The 17,213-nt window shown below is 44.5% G+C and carries 12 protein-coding genes and 1 pseudogene; 9 read left to right on the forward strand and 4 right to left on the reverse strand.

All coding sequences use genetic code 11. From position 1 onward, the window contains the following. Positions 1-370 precede the first annotated feature (370 nt). From lon to dapE, 4 genes are all read left to right on the forward strand, one after another. The gene (lon, locus tag NO989_RS12585; protein ID WP_039228334.1) at positions 371-2,722 is read left to right on the forward strand and encodes an endopeptidase La; all 2,352 of its coding nucleotides are present in this window, start codon (positions 371-373) and stop codon (positions 2,720-2,722) included. A gap of 322 nt (positions 2,723-3,044) precedes the next feature. Then, positions 3,045-3,317 carry a nucleoid-associated protein HU-beta gene (gene hupB / locus NO989_RS12590; RefSeq protein ID WP_012518978.1) on the forward strand — a complete coding sequence of 91 codons (273 nt, stop codon included), beginning with the start codon at positions 3,045-3,047 and terminating at the stop codon, positions 3,315-3,317. Between the two features lie 313 nt (positions 3,318-3,630). Beyond that, positions 3,631-5,523, forward strand: a complete 1,893-nt coding sequence (locus NO989_RS12595; protein WP_049586561.1) for a SurA N-terminal domain-containing protein — start codon at positions 3,631-3,633, stop codon at positions 5,521-5,523. 534 nt (positions 5,524-6,057) lie between these two features. Then, entirely contained in the window at positions 6,058-7,233 is a 1,176-nt protein-coding gene (gene dapE / locus NO989_RS12600) for a succinyl-diaminopimelate desuccinylase (RefSeq protein WP_239300804.1), read from the forward strand. Between the two features lie 76 nt (positions 7,234-7,309). On the opposite strand, the gene NO989_RS12605 is transcribed toward dapE, so the two are convergent. The 3 genes from NO989_RS12605 to NO989_RS12615 form a co-directional block, all read right to left on the reverse strand. Then, entirely contained in the window at positions 7,310-9,097 is a 1,788-nt protein-coding gene (locus NO989_RS12605; RefSeq protein WP_371342680.1) for a GNAT family N-acyltransferase, read from the reverse strand. A 166-nt stretch (positions 9,098-9,263) separates the two neighbouring features. Further along, positions 9,264-10,073 (reverse strand): UDP-2,3-diacylglucosamine diphosphatase, encoded by an 810-nt coding sequence (locus NO989_RS12610; RefSeq protein WP_371342681.1) that lies wholly within the window; start codon positions 10,071-10,073, stop codon positions 9,264-9,266. 103 nt (positions 10,074-10,176) lie between these two features. Continuing rightward, positions 10,177-11,082, reverse strand: coding sequence for a LysR family transcriptional regulator (locus NO989_RS12615; RefSeq protein WP_371342682.1), 906 nt, complete (start codon positions 11,080-11,082; stop codon positions 10,177-10,179). A gap of 119 nt (positions 11,083-11,201) precedes the next feature. Here NO989_RS12615 and NO989_RS12620 point away from each other — a divergent pair. From NO989_RS12620 to NO989_RS12635, 4 genes and pseudogenes are all read left to right on the forward strand, one after another. Then, a pseudogene (locus tag NO989_RS12620) lies at positions 11,202-11,736 on the forward strand (bile acid:sodium symporter family protein). 127 nt (positions 11,737-11,863) lie between these two features. Continuing rightward, positions 11,864-12,694 carry an SDR family oxidoreductase gene (locus tag NO989_RS12625; RefSeq protein WP_371342683.1) on the forward strand — a complete coding sequence of 277 codons (831 nt, stop codon included), beginning with the start codon at positions 11,864-11,866 and terminating at the stop codon, positions 12,692-12,694. Between the two features lie 183 nt (positions 12,695-12,877). Beyond that, positions 12,878-14,008, forward strand: coding sequence for a phosphotransferase family protein (locus NO989_RS12630; RefSeq protein ID WP_371342684.1), 1,131 nt, complete (start codon positions 12,878-12,880; stop codon positions 14,006-14,008). Next, on the forward strand, positions 14,008-14,760 hold the full coding sequence (locus tag NO989_RS12635; protein ID WP_039216949.1) for an SDR family oxidoreductase: 753 nt from the start codon (positions 14,008-14,010) through the stop codon (positions 14,758-14,760). The genes NO989_RS12630 and NO989_RS12635 overlap by 1 nt, the downstream gene beginning before the upstream one ends. Positions 14,761-14,933: 173 nt before the next feature. Here the strand turns inward: NO989_RS12635 and rpsT are convergent, their stop codons facing one another. Continuing rightward, a complete protein-coding gene (rpsT, locus tag NO989_RS12640) occupies positions 14,934-15,197 on the reverse strand; it encodes a 30S ribosomal protein S20 (protein ID WP_014950134.1) in 264 nt (87 codons plus the stop codon). Between the two features lie 450 nt (positions 15,198-15,647). Here rpsT and murJ point away from each other — a divergent pair, with 450 nt between their 5' ends. Next, positions 15,648-17,207 (forward strand): murein biosynthesis integral membrane protein MurJ, encoded by a 1,560-nt coding sequence (gene murJ / locus NO989_RS12645; protein ID WP_371342685.1) that lies wholly within the window; start codon positions 15,648-15,650, stop codon positions 17,205-17,207. Positions 17,208-17,213: the final 6 nt, after the last annotated feature.

Genomic DNA, 17,213 nt, shown 5'->3' on the forward strand with positions numbered 1-17,213 from the left:
CTTAAATACAAAACGCCCGATGAAATACATCGGGCGTTTTAACCGAAATAAGTGTCAACCTATTTCAGGACTAGTCAACAGCCAAGGTTTCAGATCTCGCAGTCTAATCTGATCTACGTTTAACCAAAGGGTATACCTTGAAAGTGGGTGATATTTGAGCGGTTAAAACAAATCTCGCTATCCTTTCTACTAGATTTTTGAGTTTAGTATTGCCATTCGAGGCAAAATCGATAATGGTTATACTAAGGTCAACAGGCCCTAGAGCAGGGAAGGTAAGGTTAAGGAATTAACGCACTTTAATAAGTTTCGATTGAACTTTGCTCTTGCATCCCCATATAAAAATGACATTTCAAACTAATTGAGAACAAGTATGACAGTTGAGCGTGAAAATCGCATTGAAATTCCTGTGCTTGCCTTGCGGGACGTGGTTGTTTACCCGCATATGGTCATACCCCTATTTGTTGGGCGTGAGAAATCAATTCGTTGTCTAGAAGCGGCAATGGATAATGACAAACAAATTTTTCTAGTAGCACAAAAAGACGCTGGCGTAGATGAGCCTGAAGCGGACGACATCTATACCGTCGGTACTATTGCTACTATCCTACAACTTCTAAAGCTACCCGACGGTACGGTTAAAGTGCTGGTAGAAGGTAGTGTACGCGGTGAAATTGAAAGCTATAAGCAATCAGAGCCGTTCTTTGTTGCTAATGTAGACAAACTAACTGATGAAGAGATTGATGAGAGCGAACAAGAAGTGCTTATTCGCTCTGCCGTTTCTCAGTTTGAAGGCTACGTAAAGTTAAACAAAAAAATTCCACCAGAAGTACTGACATCACTAAATGGCATTGAAGATGCGCCTCGTTTAGCCGACACCATGGCTGCACATATGCCTCTTAAGCTTACTGAAAAGCAAAAAGTGTTAGAGATGCAGGGCGTCAATGAGCGTCTTGAATATCTGATGGCGCTGATGGAAGGCGAAATTGATTTGCTGCAGGTCGAAAAGAAAATTCGTACCCGCGTTAAAAAGCAAATGGAAAAGAGCCAGCGCGAGTACTATTTGAACGAGCAGATGAAGGCTATTCAGAAAGAGTTGGGTGAACTGGATGACGCACCTGATGAATTTGAAGCGTTATCTAAAAAGATAGCCGACGCTAAAATGCCTAAAGAAGCGGAAGATAAAGCGAAAGCTGAACTTCAAAAGCTTAAGATGATGTCACCAATGTCTGCAGAAGCTACCGTGCTTCGAAGTTACATTGAATGGCTGACTAACGTGCCGTGGAACAAGCGCTCGCCAGTGAAGAAAGATCTTTCCCGCGCAGAAGGTGTGCTTAACGAAGATCACTACGGCCTTGAGAAAGTGAAAGAGCGCATTCTTGAGTATTTAGCCGTTCAGCAGCGTGTTAAGAAGCTAAAAGGCCCAATTCTGTGTCTTGTTGGTCCTCCAGGTGTAGGTAAAACCTCATTAGGCCAGTCGATAGCTAAAGCGACAGGTCGCAAATATGTACGTATGGCACTAGGTGGCGTGCGTGACGAAGCTGAAATTCGTGGTCACCGTCGTACTTACATTGGTTCATTACCAGGTAAGCTAGTTCAAAAAATGGCGAAAGTAGGGGTTAAAAACCCGCTCTTCCTACTTGATGAAATCGATAAGATGTCATCAGATATGCGAGGCGACCCTGCGTCAGCGCTGCTTGAAGTACTAGATCCAGAGCAAAACAATAGCTTTAGTGATCATTATCTGGAAGTCGACTACGACCTGTCAGACGTTATGTTCGTAGCCACCTCTAACAGCATGAATATTCCAGGCCCATTACTTGACCGTATGGAAGTGATTCGTCTATCTGGCTACACAGAAGATGAAAAACTCAACATTGCAAAGAACCATTTAATTGGTAAGCAAATGGAACGCAATGGGCTTAAAGCGAAGGAGTTGGAAATTACCGATTCTGCCGTTATCGGTATGATTCGATACTATACCCGTGAAGCCGGGGTTCGTAGCTTAGAGCGCGAAGTGTCGAAAGTATGCCGTAAAGCCGTGAAAGATATTTTGCTTAAGAAAAGCAAAGACAAAGTAGTAGTAACACAGGATAACCTTAAGGACTATCTTGGCGTTCAACGCTTTGACTACGGTAAAGCGGACAAAGACAATCAAATTGGCCAAGTTACAGGACTTGCTTGGACGCAGGTAGGTGGTGACTTACTGACCATTGAAACAACGTCGGTTCCGGGCAAAGGCAAAATGACATCAACGGGTTCGTTAGGTGATGTCATGCAAGAGTCTATTAAGGCTGCTATGACGGTGGTAAGAAGTCGTGCAGAAAAGCTTCGCATAAACGATGACTTCTACGAGAAACGTGATATTCACGTGCACGTACCTGAAGGTGCTACGCCGAAAGATGGCCCTAGCGCAGGTATTGCTATGTGCACTGCACTTGTCTCGTCACTTACGGGTAACCCTGTGAAGTGCGATGTAGCCATGACCGGTGAAATCACCCTACGTGGTGAGGTGCTTGCTATTGGTGGACTTAAAGAAAAACTATTAGCTGCGCATCGAGGCGGTATTAAAACTGTCGTTATTCCAAAAGATAACGAGCGTGATTTGGAAGAAATTCCAGACAACGTGAAGAAAGATTTATCAATCCATCCGGTTAAGTGGATTGATGAAGTTCTTGATATTGCACTGCAGGAACCTGTAGAAAGCGTCAAGGTGGTTAAAAAATAACTTAATCGACGGGCTACAATCCTTTGTTTTTAAAGGCGTGTAGCCGTTTTTTTGCTATAAAATTGCAATAATTGAACAAAAAATGCGCATTGAGCGAAAGAAAACCTGATTTTTTTAAAATTAGGGCTTTCAAGTCGCAAAAGTTGTGTTACCTTTAAGTGGTATTCGCTTGAAGCCTTGCCACAAAAGGGATTGCAGCGATTCATTAATAAAGTTAATTATTTGTGACTGAAGCTTGATGTTAACAATCAAGCTTGCTATAACGTTCAAGCAAAATCGTTTTGGACAAACAGTATAATAACAATCGAAGGGGATCATAATTGTGAACAAGTCTCAACTTATCGACCAAATCGCTGCTGGTGCAGACATTTCTAAAGCAGCTGCTGGCCGCGCTCTTGACGCATTCACTGACTCAGTAACTGCGGCGCTTAAAGACGGCGACCAAGTTGCACTAGTAGGCTTTGGTACTTTCTCAGTTCGCGAACGTTCAGCTCGCAGTGGCCGCAACCCACAAACTGGTGAGACTATTCAGATTTCAGCAGCGAAAGTTCCATCTTTCAAAGCTGGTAAAGCACTGAAAGACGCTTGTAACTAAGCACAAAAATTATAGAAAAAGGCGATGGCTAGTCCATCGCCTTTTTTATTTCTAAAACAAAGAATTCAATATTGGGGTCAGAGTAATGACTTTGACCCCAATATTTTAAGAGTAGAAATAACCCTACGAGGCTTGATGAGTTTTATACATGTCCTCGCAACGTTCGAACTTAACGAAAGACAGTACAAATAGTGTGTTTTGGTCGTTTATATTCGGCAGCATTGGGTTATAATCAGCGCTTATTTTATCTCGTACTCACGGATTTGTGATGGTTTGAGGTAACTGTAGTAAGCAACGGAGTTGAAGAACAATCATGCTAGAAAGAATCAGAGAAGGTTCTCAAGGCCCATGGGCGATGGCGATTATCGCGCTTATCGTTTTAAGTTTCGTATTCGCAGGTGTAGGTAGCTACCTAACATCATCAGGTACTACTGCAGTAGCTACTGTTAATGGCGAAGAAATTTCGGCACAAGAACTAGAGCGTGCATATCAGAATCAGCGTGCACAAATGGAGTCACAATACGGCGAAAGCATCGCACAGCTTTTCTCTAGTGAGCAATACCTCGCAGATTTCAGAAGAAATGTACTGGACAGACTTATTGCTGAAAAATTAATTCAGCAACAAGCGACGGACATGGGATTGCGCGTAAGTGATAAACAAATTCGCGAAACCATAACACAAATGCCTGAATTCCAGTTTGGTGGTCAGTTCGATAACGAACGTTTCCAAGCCATTCTTCGTCAAAACGGTTTTCAAGTAGCCGATTTCCGTGATTATCTGCGCGTTCAAATGACACAAAACCAGTTGGCTGCAGCGCTAACGAATTCTTCATTTGCGTTGGACGGTGAAGTACAGCAAGCGAATGCGCTACAGCGCCAAACTCGTGATGCGAAATACGTGCTAGTGAGCTCTGATGAATTTGCCGGCTCAATTGAAGTGACAGATGCGGATGTTGAAGCTTTTTATAATAACAACATCGCCTCTTTCGATACTGACGAGCAGGTTAAACTTGCTTACGTTAAGTTAAGTGTCGATGACTTGAAAGATCGCGTTTCGGTTGATGAAGAAGCGGTTCGCACGTACTACGAAAATAACCTGGGAAGCTACGGCAAAGAAGAAGAGCGCCGTGTTTCTCATATTCTTATCGAAGCGGGCGATGATGCCGATGCAGCGAAAGCAAAAGCAGAATCATTAAAAGCAGAACTCGACAACGGTGCAGACTTTGCGGCTCTTGCAGAAGCAAACTCTGATGACACATTCTCTGCCGAAAACGGTGGTGACTTAGACTTCATTACACCAGAAATGATGGACCCAGCGTTTGATGAAGCAGCTTTTGCTTTACAAAATGTTGGCGATGTATCCGACGTAGTTGAAACCGAGTTTGGTTTTCACATCATCAAGTTAACAGACTTAAAAGAAGCACAAGTTAAATCTTTCGATGAAGTAGCGGGTGAGATTCGCGATACGCTTCTTTATGACGCGGCTATGGAAAAGTACTTTGAGCTTCAAAATACGTTAGCTGAAATTGCGTTTGAAGTACCTGATACGCTAGAAGATGCAGCGAACGCGGTTGATTTGCCTGTGCAAGAGTCAGTGGTATTTAGTCGCAACACCGCACCTGCTGATCTAAGCTTCCCTGGTTTACTGGACGTTGCTTTCTCTTCTGAACTTATTGATGAAGGGCTTAATAGCGATATTATAGAACTAGACGACGAAACCGTTGTTGTTGCGCGTGTTATTGAGCATCAGCCTCAGCGTACTCAATCTCTTGAAGAAGTACGCGAAGGCATCGAAGCCTCTGTTAAGGCTGAAAAGTCAAAAGAAGCTGCAGAAGCTTGGGCGTTTGATATCGCACAAAAAGTGCGTGCTGGAGAAAGCGTTGAAAGCGAGCTAGCTGAAAAGTCTGTGTCTTGGGAGACAGCAGCTGCTGTTCCGAGAGCGGGCGGTACACTTGCACGTGCACTCGTTGACACGCTTTTCTCTCTTGCCCTTGAAGGCGAAGATAAAGTTGATGTTGCAACAACGGTAAACGGTGACGTTGCTGTTGTTATGCTTGAAAACGTTAACGCAGCACCAGAGCTTGAGAATGAGTTGGGTGAAAGCCTGAAGCAGCGCCTTGCTCAGGTACAAGGCCAGCGCGTTTATCAACAATATATTGATGCGCTTCGCGCAAATGCAGAAGTGACTATCTCACAGACGCTATAAGCACTGCTGCGTAAAAGCTGTCGCTGCGACTAGCAGTGACACCGGTAATTACTAAAAAGCCAGCCTCTTTCATAGATGCTGGCTTTTTTTATACAACACAGTGATTGGGTGTTTGTTTGAAGTGCGTTAGTTCGTTAAGAACAGCATCAGTGTATAAAATGCCGCAATAACACCAGATAACACGAATATGTACAGAAACCCTTGCTTGCCTTGCTCCAGAGTGTATTTGTTGGCTTGTAAATAGCCAAACCAGAGTAGTGACAAAATAAGGGGTATTAAAACAATGATTTTTAACACAGTAATGCCTTTCTTTAAGTTATGTTCTAGTTATAACAACGCGCGTTGATTTAGACAAATCTTAACGAGCCAGTCCTAGTCGCCAACTCACCCATTGTCGCCTTCCTTGTTATCACCCTTTATTATTTTTAGCTTCAGGTTACTTTGTCCGCTGTCATGGCATTGTCGTAAATCTGTTATTGCCGTGTCACTTTACATTTGTGTAATAGACTCACGTTTCATAAAGGTTTCTTATACATGTCAATTCAGCCTTTACCTTCCATAGCGCCAGCTCGCAGTATTTATTTTGCCGAAGTGCTTATGGCAAGAGCGTCGATTACCCCACAGGACGCTGGTTGCCAAAGTTACCTGATATACAAGCTCGAAAAACTCGGTTTCTTTTGTGAGAAATACACAATTAATGGAGTGAGCAACCTCATCGCGAGGTGGGGGCAGGGCCCGAATCACTTTGCATTTAGCGGCCATACTGATGTTGTGCCCCCAGGTCCTCTTGATAAGTGGAAGTCACCGCCTTTTAGTCCCGTAATTAGCAAAAATAAATTATATGGACGTGGTGCTGCCGATATGAAAACAGGCATCGCAGCCATGCTAGCGGCAACAGAGCGAACCATTGCCTCGTTAGATAAGGAAAAGGTCTCTTTCTGGTGGCTAATCACCAGTGATGAAGAAGGGGAGGCGGAGTGGGGCTCTAAATGGATAGCTGAGTATTTGGCATCTAAAAATGTCCAGCTTGATATGTGCCTAGTAGGTGAACCTTCTGCATCTGCATCAACCGGCGATACGATTAAGATTGGACGCAGAGGCTCACTTTCCGGCACTATCCATATTGCAGGAAAGCAAGGTCACGTGGCTTATCCAAAGACAGCGGTAAATGCTATCCACAAAGCGAGTAACGTGATTAATGCGCTAACACAGTACCCATTTGACGAGGGGAGTGATGATTTCCCTGGTACTTCGCTTCAAATAACACATATGGACACGGGAAGCTTCACTGATAACATAGTGCCTAGTGCTGTTCGTATAGAGTTTAATGTCAGATATTCGTGGCAGTTTAATCAAAACAGTTTATCGGTATTGCTGCGCAGTATTATCAATAGTATTGATACAGAAGCCGAAGTTAGCTTTTCAAGACCCTGTGAAGCTTACTTGAGCAAGCCTAACAGTAATGCGGAGCACTGCTTAATTGCCTGCGTAGAAAAAGCGATAAAGGGCGCTACAGGGCGTTACCCTGTTATCAGTACATCTGGTGGTACTTCTGACGGGCGTTTTTTTGCTAGTGAGCACACACAAGTAGTTGAAGTGGGTGTGCCAAACACCACCATTCACCAAATAAACGAACACATTCATGTGTCTGATTTGCTCACTCTTGAAGATATTTATACCGACATTCTTAAGTATGTTGGCGAGCGATAACGACTTCTGAAATTTTCAGTAAAGCGGAAGGCCGTAGAATGAGAAAGGGAGCGTTTGTCATATGCTCCCCCCTCGCTTAGGCTGTGGCTTTAAGCTGAATATCGGTTAGATAGCGTTTGCGCTTTTTCTCAGTAAGTGTTTGCATGTCAACCACCACCAGTCCGTCGATACAGTCGTTAAAATCTGGGTCGACATTAAAGCCTAAAAATGCCACCCCGCCGTCTTTAGCCACTTCAGAATACTGCTTATACAGCGTTGGTACGTTTACGCCCATGTTAGCCAGTAAATGCTTTAGCTGCGTAAATTCTGCCTTGTAATCGTTACCTGTAAATTGATGTAACGCGTCGTTCGCCACTTGATAAGGTCGCTTGCAGGTCGCTTCGCCAAACTTGGCAGGGAAGTACGTGGAATAGAATTGTACTAATAAATCTTTAGCGGGTTCAGGGTAGGCATTACTGAGTGACACCGCACCAAACAGATAGCGATACTTTGGGTAGCGGCTTAAAAATGCCCCGATACCAAACCACAAATAATCTAAACTACGCTTTCCCCAATAGCGAGGCTGGACAAAGCTTCGCCCTAGCTCTAAGCCTTCTTTGAAGAGTTTATCGTTGTCCTTACCGTAATTAAATAAGGTCGCAGAGTAGAGCCCGGTAGGGTGGTCTGGCGCTGTCAAAAGCTCAGCATCGCCAAAGCGGTAGGCACCCACAATTTCTAAATCGTTGTCATCCCAAAGTACAAGGTGATAATAGTGGGAGTCGTATTGATCGATGTCTCTACGCTTGTTGGTACCTTCGCCCACGGCTCGAAACGCCACTTCGCGCAGGCGGCCAATCTCTCGCATAATCGGTGAACAGCTTTTGTGTTGGTATAGGTAAATAGATTTTCCGTCGCCAGTTTCACCTAAATGTTCGCAGTCTCGCATAGCGCGGGCCAGTTCTTTTCTGTCTTCTGGCATGGCAATAGAAGCCTGGGTTTCAAATACGCCTTTCTTGTTACTGCCAATGCGATACAGATGGCGCTTAAACAGCTTTACCTGCTCTTTTAGCGGTATATTGGTTTGCTGGTACGCTTCAAATGGAATAAGTTCGCCAATGCGCATAGGTAAATGCTTCTTACGCTGTTTGAACATCTCTTTAACGAGCAGCGCGGTGGCTAATGGCTTGTATACCATGGACACGCCGTAAAAAAGCGGGCTATTTTTCGCGTCTATATAAACCGGCAATATCGGTGCTTTTGCTTGCTTTGCAATGCGTAAAAAACCTGTGTGCCATCTGGTGTCGCGAACACCTTGTGGGCGTAATCGAGACACTTCACCGGCAGGAAAAATCAATATGGCGCCGTCGCTGTTAAGGTGTTTTTGAATTGCCGATAAATGCTGTTTTGGTGTGCCTCCCTGCATATTGTTTACAGGTAACAGCATATCGTGAAGCGGTTCAATGGCCATAAGCATTTCATTGGCGACCACTTTCAAGTCGTGACGTACTTCACTAACCAGCTTTATAAGCGCAAGTGCGTCGAGTGAGCCAATCGGATGGTTAGCAATAATCACCACTCTACCTTCACTTGGAATGCGTTCTTTTTCTACATCGCGGGTGGAGTAGCTGATATTAAAATATTCCAGCACTTGCTCTACGAAATCGATATCTTCGTAATGCGGATAGGCTTCACCAAATTCAGTAATTTCACGTTCGTGAAGAAGGTGCCTTAAGACGAATGACAGCGACTTAAATAGAATGGGGTTATTTGCTACTTGAGGGTAATGCTTGTTCAGTACGTCGTTTACAGTAAACATAGAACCTGTTTCTCTTCCGGTTTTGGCGAACAATAGCAGGGCAATGTGACGCTTTTCACACAGTTTCATGGCAGTTATTTGACAGTGTTAAAAAGTTGTAACTATGACCTGTTAACCTATGATGTGGGGCACAGGTCAGCAGGCCCTAACCTTGATGGATGGGTTTGGAATTCACCTGTTGCTTGGTGAGTAGTAAAAGTCAGGGGCCGTTACAGCCCCATTTGTGTAATGCCAGCTATGCTGCTTCTGAGCGAGAGGTTTTGGTTGTAATTGGTGTTACGGTAGCTGACTCTAATGAATCAAGGTAATGAATAAGAGATAAATTACCGTTCACGTCTTCTGACAGTGCACTGCAGTTTTCTATCCAGTCCCCATCATTAATGTAGTGAATGCCGTTTTCAAAGCTGCTTTCAAAGCTGCTTTCAGGATGGTGAATATGGCCACACACTACACCGTCGAGTCCCATTTCATCGGCGCGCCTACAGCATGCTTCTCGATAACGAGCAATGGCTTCATTCGCACCCTTAATGTGCTTTTTAATATAGCCCGCAAGTGACCAGTATTCGCGCTTGCGCCAAGCGCGTAGGCGATTAAACTCTCTATTTAGAAAAAGCAAAAGGTCGTAACCTTTATCGCCAATCCACGCATGGAATTTGCCCATAGTCACATCGCCATCGAACTGATCGCCATGTAAGACTAAATAACGCTTTCCTTGTGCGGTGGTGTGTACCAACTCTCGCTCTATTTCTATATCACCGAAGGCCATACCAGAATAAGACTGAATTGGCTCATCATGGTTTCCGGGTAAGTACACCACACGCGTACCATCTTGGCTCATTTGCATGAATTTATGCATGACTTGATTGTGGGCCTTTGGCCAGCGAAATTGCTTGGTCATTTGCCACATATCAACAATATCACCCACCAAATAGAGGGTATCTACGGTTATGCTATCCAGAAAGGAAAGTAAGTATTCAGCTTTGCAGTCGCGATTACCCAAATGGATATCTGAAAGCCAAAGTGTTCGATAGTGTGTCTTTTTCATAGCGGTTTCCCAAAGCGATGCCTTGGATCGTCACTATAGGTTTGCAAATTGACACTACCGTGACGCTTGCTTGACCATTGTGTTACAGCAACACAAATACGCGCTATAACCCCAACTTACTCGCCACGTCTAAAAGCCTACCTCGCATCCATACATTCACTAAGTCTTCATCGGCGTGTTTGTGCCAGTACATGTGTACGGGGAGTGGGGGGACGTCAAATGGAAGGGGCAGGATTTCGATATCGAATTTATTACTGAATTGTTGGGCGAATCGCGTTGGCATGGTCAGCAAAAGATCGCATTGGCTAACTACGTTAACGGCGGCAAAGTAGTGTTCACACTGCAATGCGATGTTGCGATGTAAATTGTGCTGAGCAAGGGCTAGATCTACCGTATCTAATTTAGAGTCTTTTAAAGATACAAGCGCATGCTGTGCAACTGAGTAGCTCTTGATACTCGGGTTATCTACGTAGCTATTGCTAGGCGCGCATACCACGACAAACGTTTCTTCGCAGATAAACTGTGAACGAATGTCACGGCTGGTGGGAACTAATGCGTCAATTACGATATCAAGCTCTTTAGCGGCTAACGCGGGAGCAAGCTCGGGCCAGGTAACCTGTCTGCTATTCACCGTGATATTGGGAGTATGTTTAACAAGCTGAGGAATAAGCACGGGAAAAAATATAGATTCTAAAATATCTCTTAAGCCAAGGTTCACCTGACGGGGTTTATCACTTATATCAAAGCCCACTTTACCTTTTAACGTACTTTCAAGGGTTTCTATTGATTTCACAACCGATGCAATAATGCCTTGGCAAAATGGGGTAGGCACGACTTGTCGTCCATGACGAATAAACAGCGGATCATCAAATTTCTCTCGCAGACGACCTAAGGCGTGACTCACCGCAGGCTGAGTGATATGCAGTGCGTTGGCGGCTTTCGTAATGCTGCCCTGATCGTAGACCGCGCGCAGCACAACAAACAAATTTAGGTCTAATTTTCCATGCATATCATTTATGGGTTTCCATAATAAGGCATCATTTTTATTTATTATCAAACAGGGTACACTGGCTTAAATGTTAATAAAAGGTTTCTTTTATAGAGGCTTCTTTTGTAAGGGGCGTGTGCATGCAGGCATCTGTACTTACCGAGGTGTTGTTACCTCTAGCGTTGGCATTTGTTATGTTTGGTATGGGGCTAACGCTAACCCTTGCAGACTTTGCCCGACTACTTAAAGCACCTAAAGCAGTAATAACGGGTTTTATAGGGCAAATTATATTGCTGCCTATGTTGGCGCTAGGACTGTGCTTTGTTTTTGGTCTACCCGATTATATTGCGGTTGGTGTCATGGTTTTAGCGGCATGCCCAGGCGGCACGACCAGTAATTTAATCAGCCACATTGCAAAAGCAAATCAGGCCCTTTTAGTAAGCTTAACCGCTATTTCTACCATCGCTCACGCTGGCCATTGAAATAGGCGTGCAAAACGCGGCGCTTGCAATGCTGATATGTATTACCTTTTTAGATGCACCTGATTACGCGATTGCACCTGGTGTATATGGCGTAGCAATGTACATCGGGCCCGCACTATTGGCCCTGTGGGCAAAACGAAAAATGCGTAACGAACAGCCATCAGTGCCACTGCAAAAGACGGAATCAGTTTGATTGGATTGATAAGGCGGTCAATTCGAGAGAATAGTGAAGTACTGATTAGCGCTCAACACAATAAAGCGCAACTAAACATAAACGCCGATACAAGAATAATGAAACAAGAACAGTTAGGAAACACATCATGCGCGTATTGATTACCGGTGGCGCTACCGGCTTAGGTCAGGCCATTGCCCTTAAGTGGGCGGAAAAGTGGGCAGGCAAAGACGAGGGGTTAGATATTTGCATTGCCGACATTAACCAAGAAAGAGGCGAAGAAACAGTAAATACGCTATTCGCCCAAGGTGCCAATGCGTTTTACATCCATTGCGATATAACCTCTGAAAATGATGTTCAAGCGTTAGCGAACACTTTGGAAACTCGCTGGGGCGGTGTTGATATCGTATTTAACAATGCGGGTGTTGCTTCTGGTGGCAGCCTTTTAGATGAGAGCATTGAGCAATGGCAGTGGGTGTTTGATATTAATGTGTTAGGCATGGTGAGAGTCAGTCGTGCCCTCTTACCTATAATGCGAGAGCAAGGCGGTGGCTATTTCATTAATATTGCATCGCAAGCAGGGCTAACGCCTATCCCTTACATGGGAAGTTATAACGCGGTTAAAGCCGCAGTTGTGTCGTTTTCTGAAACCATGAAGTTGGAATTAGCACCTGACAATATTGACGTTAGTGTAGTTTGTCCAAGCTTCTTCAAAACGAATTTAGATGAGTCGATGCGAAGCAGCAACCCAGCGTCGCACAAAATGCTCAATAAGTTCTTTGCCAAAGCAGACATGACGAAAGAAGACGTGGCTGAGTCCATATTTCAGCAAGTCGATAAAAAGCAGTTTCTTATTCTTACCCATAAACTGGGTAAACGCGCTTTCCTGTTAAAGAAGCTGCTGCCAACCCAGCGTTATATCAAAAATATGCTCAATCAAACGAAGATGATGAAGCGTGCAATGGAAAAGCAAATTTAAAGCAAATTTAAAGCAAAATTAGGTAAAACGGAAACGCGCTCACCTCTGTTTGTCGCCAAGCTATCTGAAGATAATTGTCGAGCTGCTTTTGTACAGGCACAAACAGAAGTATCTTCTAGCCAAAGATTGTGAGTTAGCACTTTGAATAGGCCCTTTGTAACAGAATTAAAAGAAGAATGAGAGATGCAACAACAGGTCGTAGATAAAGCCGACAGCGTGCGTGCGGGCGAAGAGCTAGACGTGAGCGCTGTACACAATTGGCTTAAGGGAAATATTAGTGCCTCCAGTCCATCATTGGAGGCCACGATACAAAGTAGCGATAACTTGCCTCAAGTCACCCAGTATTCTGGGGGCGCTTCTAATTGGACGTACTGCTTGGACTATCAAGGCAGTAAACAAAACCAGAGCGAAAAAACGTCGTTAATTTTGCGTCGCGCACCAGCAGGTACTAAAGCGAAAGGAGCTCACGATATGGGGCGGGAGTACCGGTTACAGCATGCGTTAAAGCCTGTTTATCGCTATGTGCCAGAGATGCTTGGACTTTGTGAAGACGAGAGCGTTATAGGCACAGAGTTTTACGTAATGGAGAAGTTTACCGGCGTGATACCACGTAAGAACTTACCCAAAGGCTTAAACACGTCTGAGCAGCAAACCAAACAGCTCTGCACTAATGTACTTGATAGCTTAATCGAGCTTCATAAAGTGGATTATAAGAAAGCGGGGCTTGAGCACTTAGGTAAAGGTGCTGGCTACATAGAACGCCAAATAAGCGGGTGGAGCGAACGCTATAGTAAAGCAAAAACCTGGAATGTCCCCTCGGGTAAAAAAATAATGCGCTGGCTAGAAAACCACATGCCCGCTAATGAACGCATTTGTATTACCCACAATGACTTCCGATTCGACAACGTGGTGTTAAAGCCAGATAACTATACGCAAATTATCGGTGTGTTGGACTGGGAACTGGCGACCTTAGGCGACCCGCTTATGGACTTGGGTAATACCTTGGCGTATTGGGTACAACCGGATGATGACTTTTTGGCCCAATCAACGCGCCGCCAGCCTACTCACTTACCCGGTATGCTAACTCGAAAGCAGGTGGTTGCGTACTACTGCAAAGAGATGGAAATAGATGTAGATGATTTTACCTTTTACGAGGTATACGGGCTTTTCCGTTTAGCCGGTATTGCCCAGCAAATCTACTATCGATATCACCACAAGCAAACCAATAATCCAGCGTTTAAAAACTTTTGGATCTTCATTCATTACTTAATGTGGCGTTGTAATAAGGCCATAAAAGCATCAGGAAAACGATAATGACAACAAGACGCAATATTCTGATCACAGGCGCAAGTTCAGGCCTAGGCAAGGGAATGGCGATTGAGTTTGCCAAACAGGGTTGTAACCTAGCCCTATGCGCAAGACGCTTTGAGAATTTAGAAAAATTGAAAGACGAATTGCATTCAATTAACCCAAACATTGATGTGTATATTCGCTCGCTGGATGTCAATGATCACGATGCGGTTTTTGAAGTATTCGACGCATTCAAAGCCGACATGGGAACCCTTGATAGAGTCATTGTAAACGCAGGCATGGGCAAGGGCGCGTCTATTGGCACTGGGTATTTCCACGCTAACAAGCAAACGGCGGTGACTAACTTTGTGTCGGCGCTAGCACAATGTGAAGCGGCAATGGCTATCTTTAGGGCACAAAATAGTGGTCATCTTGTGACGATTTCATCTATAAGCGCGGTGCGCGGGTTTAGACGCGCCATGACTGTATACGCGGCAACAAAAGCAGGGCTTACATCAATGACCGAAGGCATTCGAATGGATGTAATGAATACGCCAATTAACGTCACCTGTATTCACCCCGGTTTTATTCGCAGCGAAATAAACGAAAAAGTAGAGAAAGTACCGTTTATTGTTGATACCGATGTGGGCTGTCGTGCGATGGTCAATGCAATCAATAAAGAAAAAGCGAATGCGTTTGTGCCAAGCTGGCCTTGGGCCATCCTTCACTGGATCATGCGTATTGCACCGGCAAGCTCAATAAGAAAAATGAGCTGATAAGCGGATAGCTGGGATGTGAACACACCGCAAAGACTGTAACAGAGCTCGCCTAGAGGTGGGCTTTATGCCTTTAAGTCTAAATTTGAAATCAGTAACCCATGCTAATTAGCGTCGATTACAGATACAAAAAAAGCGCCGAAGGGCGCTTTTTTAACTACTAATCGTAAAGATTAACCTAGTGCTTTGATTTGTGCAGCTAGACGGCTCTTATGACGAGCAGCTTTGTTCTTGTGAATCAAGCCTTTAGTAGCCATTCTGTCAAGTACTGGAGTAGCAGCAGTAAGTGCAGCTTGTGCCGCTTCTTTGTCACCGCTTGCAATTGCAGCGATAACTTTCTTGATGCTTGTACGAGTCATTGAACGACGGCTAGCGTTGTGCTGACGACGCTTTTCGGCTTGGATTGCACGCTTCTTAGCAGACTTAATGTTAGCCAAGGTGTAACTCCCAAAATAAATTCATGTCAAAAACGAGGGTGCGGATTGTGCCTACCAAACGCCCAAATGTCAAACGATTTAAAACTTAAATCGTTCCGCGTTAAAACGCGCAAGCTATTGAACACAAAGTATGCTCAACACGTTGCACATTCTTTGCGACATTTCTCTGCGACATTTTTTGAAAGAGATTCGTAGTGATATTCTTTCAAGACATTTCAGCGATAGACATGCATAAACGACAGCACCCCATACCGGGCGCGGATTATAACAAGAAAGTTGTTAAAGATGCACAACTATTTTGAAGAAATCGTTTCGCCTGCGATAGCCTTTGGTTATTATGGCTCGCTTGCAACCTAGCGTTGCCGCTTTGCGGTTAGCAGACGCCTTTGACTATCTTTCAAATGGCTGATGCTATTCAGCCTATTCTTTACCTCTTATTGGAAGTGTGACGTGTCACGGAAGTTAATAAAATCTGGTCTTATCGTCAGTATTATGACCTTGGTCTCGCGAATATTAGGCTTGGTACGTGATGTTGTTGTTGCCAAGCTTATGGGCGATGGGGCAGCCGCTGACGTATTTTTCTTTGCTAACAAAATTCCTAATTTTCTTCGTCGTCTATTCGCTGAAGGCGCATTTGCGCAAGCGTTTATTCCGGTATTAACCGAAGTCCACGAGAATGACGATAAAAAGCAACTCAGAGAGTTCGTTGCAAAAGTCAGCGGTACATTAGGCGCTATTGTTTTTGTAGTTTCTATTTTAGGGGTAATAGCATCTCCTGTTTTGGCGGCTTTATTTGGTACAGGCTGGTTTGTGGCGTGGCTCGAAGGGGACGAGGCCGGAGATAAGTTTGTGCTCGCGTCGACCATGTTAAAAATTACCTTTCCTTATTTGGCGTTTATCTCTTTGACTGGGTTGGCAGGGGCGATACTCAATACGCTCAATAAGTTTGCGGTTGCTGCCTTTACCCCTGTTTTACTTAACGTATGCATTATTGCATGCGCAATATACTTAGCACCTACGCTTGAGCAACCCGCATACGCGCTAGCGTGGGGTGTGTTTATCGGCGGTATTGTACAGTTCTTGTTTCAACTACCGTTTTTGTTCAGGGCAGGGCTCTTGGTAAAGCCAAAGTGGGGCTGGCATGACGAAAACGTGGTAAAAGTACGCACCCTGATGATCCCTGCCTTATTCGGTGTGTCAGTAGGGCAAATCAATTTGTTGTTTGATACTTTCATCGCCAGCTTTTTAGTTACCGGTTCTATTAGCTGGTTATACTATTCAGACAGGCTGCTTGAATTTCCCCTAGGGTTGTTTGGTATTGCCATCGCAACAGTCATTTTACCTACGCTATCCCGAAACCATGTCAGTAATAACCCCAAAGCGTTTGCTGCGAATATCGATTGGGCGTTTCGCATGGTGTGTTTATTAGGCATACCTGCTGCAGTGGGACTTGGCGTGATGGCAAGGCCTATTCTGACCGTTATTTTTCAGCGCGGCGCGTTTACCGAAGAAACCGCCATTATGGCGTCTTACTCGCTTACCGCGTACTCGTTTGGCTTGCTCAGCTTTATGCTGGTAAAAATTCTCGCGCCAGGGTTTTACTCCCGCCAAGACACCAAGACGCCAGTGAAATTTGGTATTTGGTGTATGGTCGCAAACATGGTGTTTAACCTTATTTTAGCGATTCCGTTTGGTTATGTAGGGCTTGCTGTCGCTACCAGTATGTCAGCTACGCTTAACGCCGCTTTGCTTTATATAACACTGCATAGACAAGGTGTATTTGCGTTAAGCCGCACATCGGTTTTGTTTATTGCCCGTGTGGTTATTGCAAGTGCTGCCATGGGCGGGCTTATTTATTATCGCGATCAAGGCTTAGCTTTCTTTGAATTGTCTCTTTCCGCCCAAATGGTAGAGGTAGGAATAACCATTTCGCTGTCGGTTATATTGTTTGTGACCACCATGGTGGTGCTGGGCATGCGACCCAGACATTTCAGAAGCGGCGGCGATTAGTATTCA

This window comes from Alteromonas sp. DY56-G5, assembly GCF_041414725.1.
Classification (GTDB): domain Bacteria; phylum Pseudomonadota; class Gammaproteobacteria; order Enterobacterales; family Alteromonadaceae; genus Alteromonas; species Alteromonas macleodii.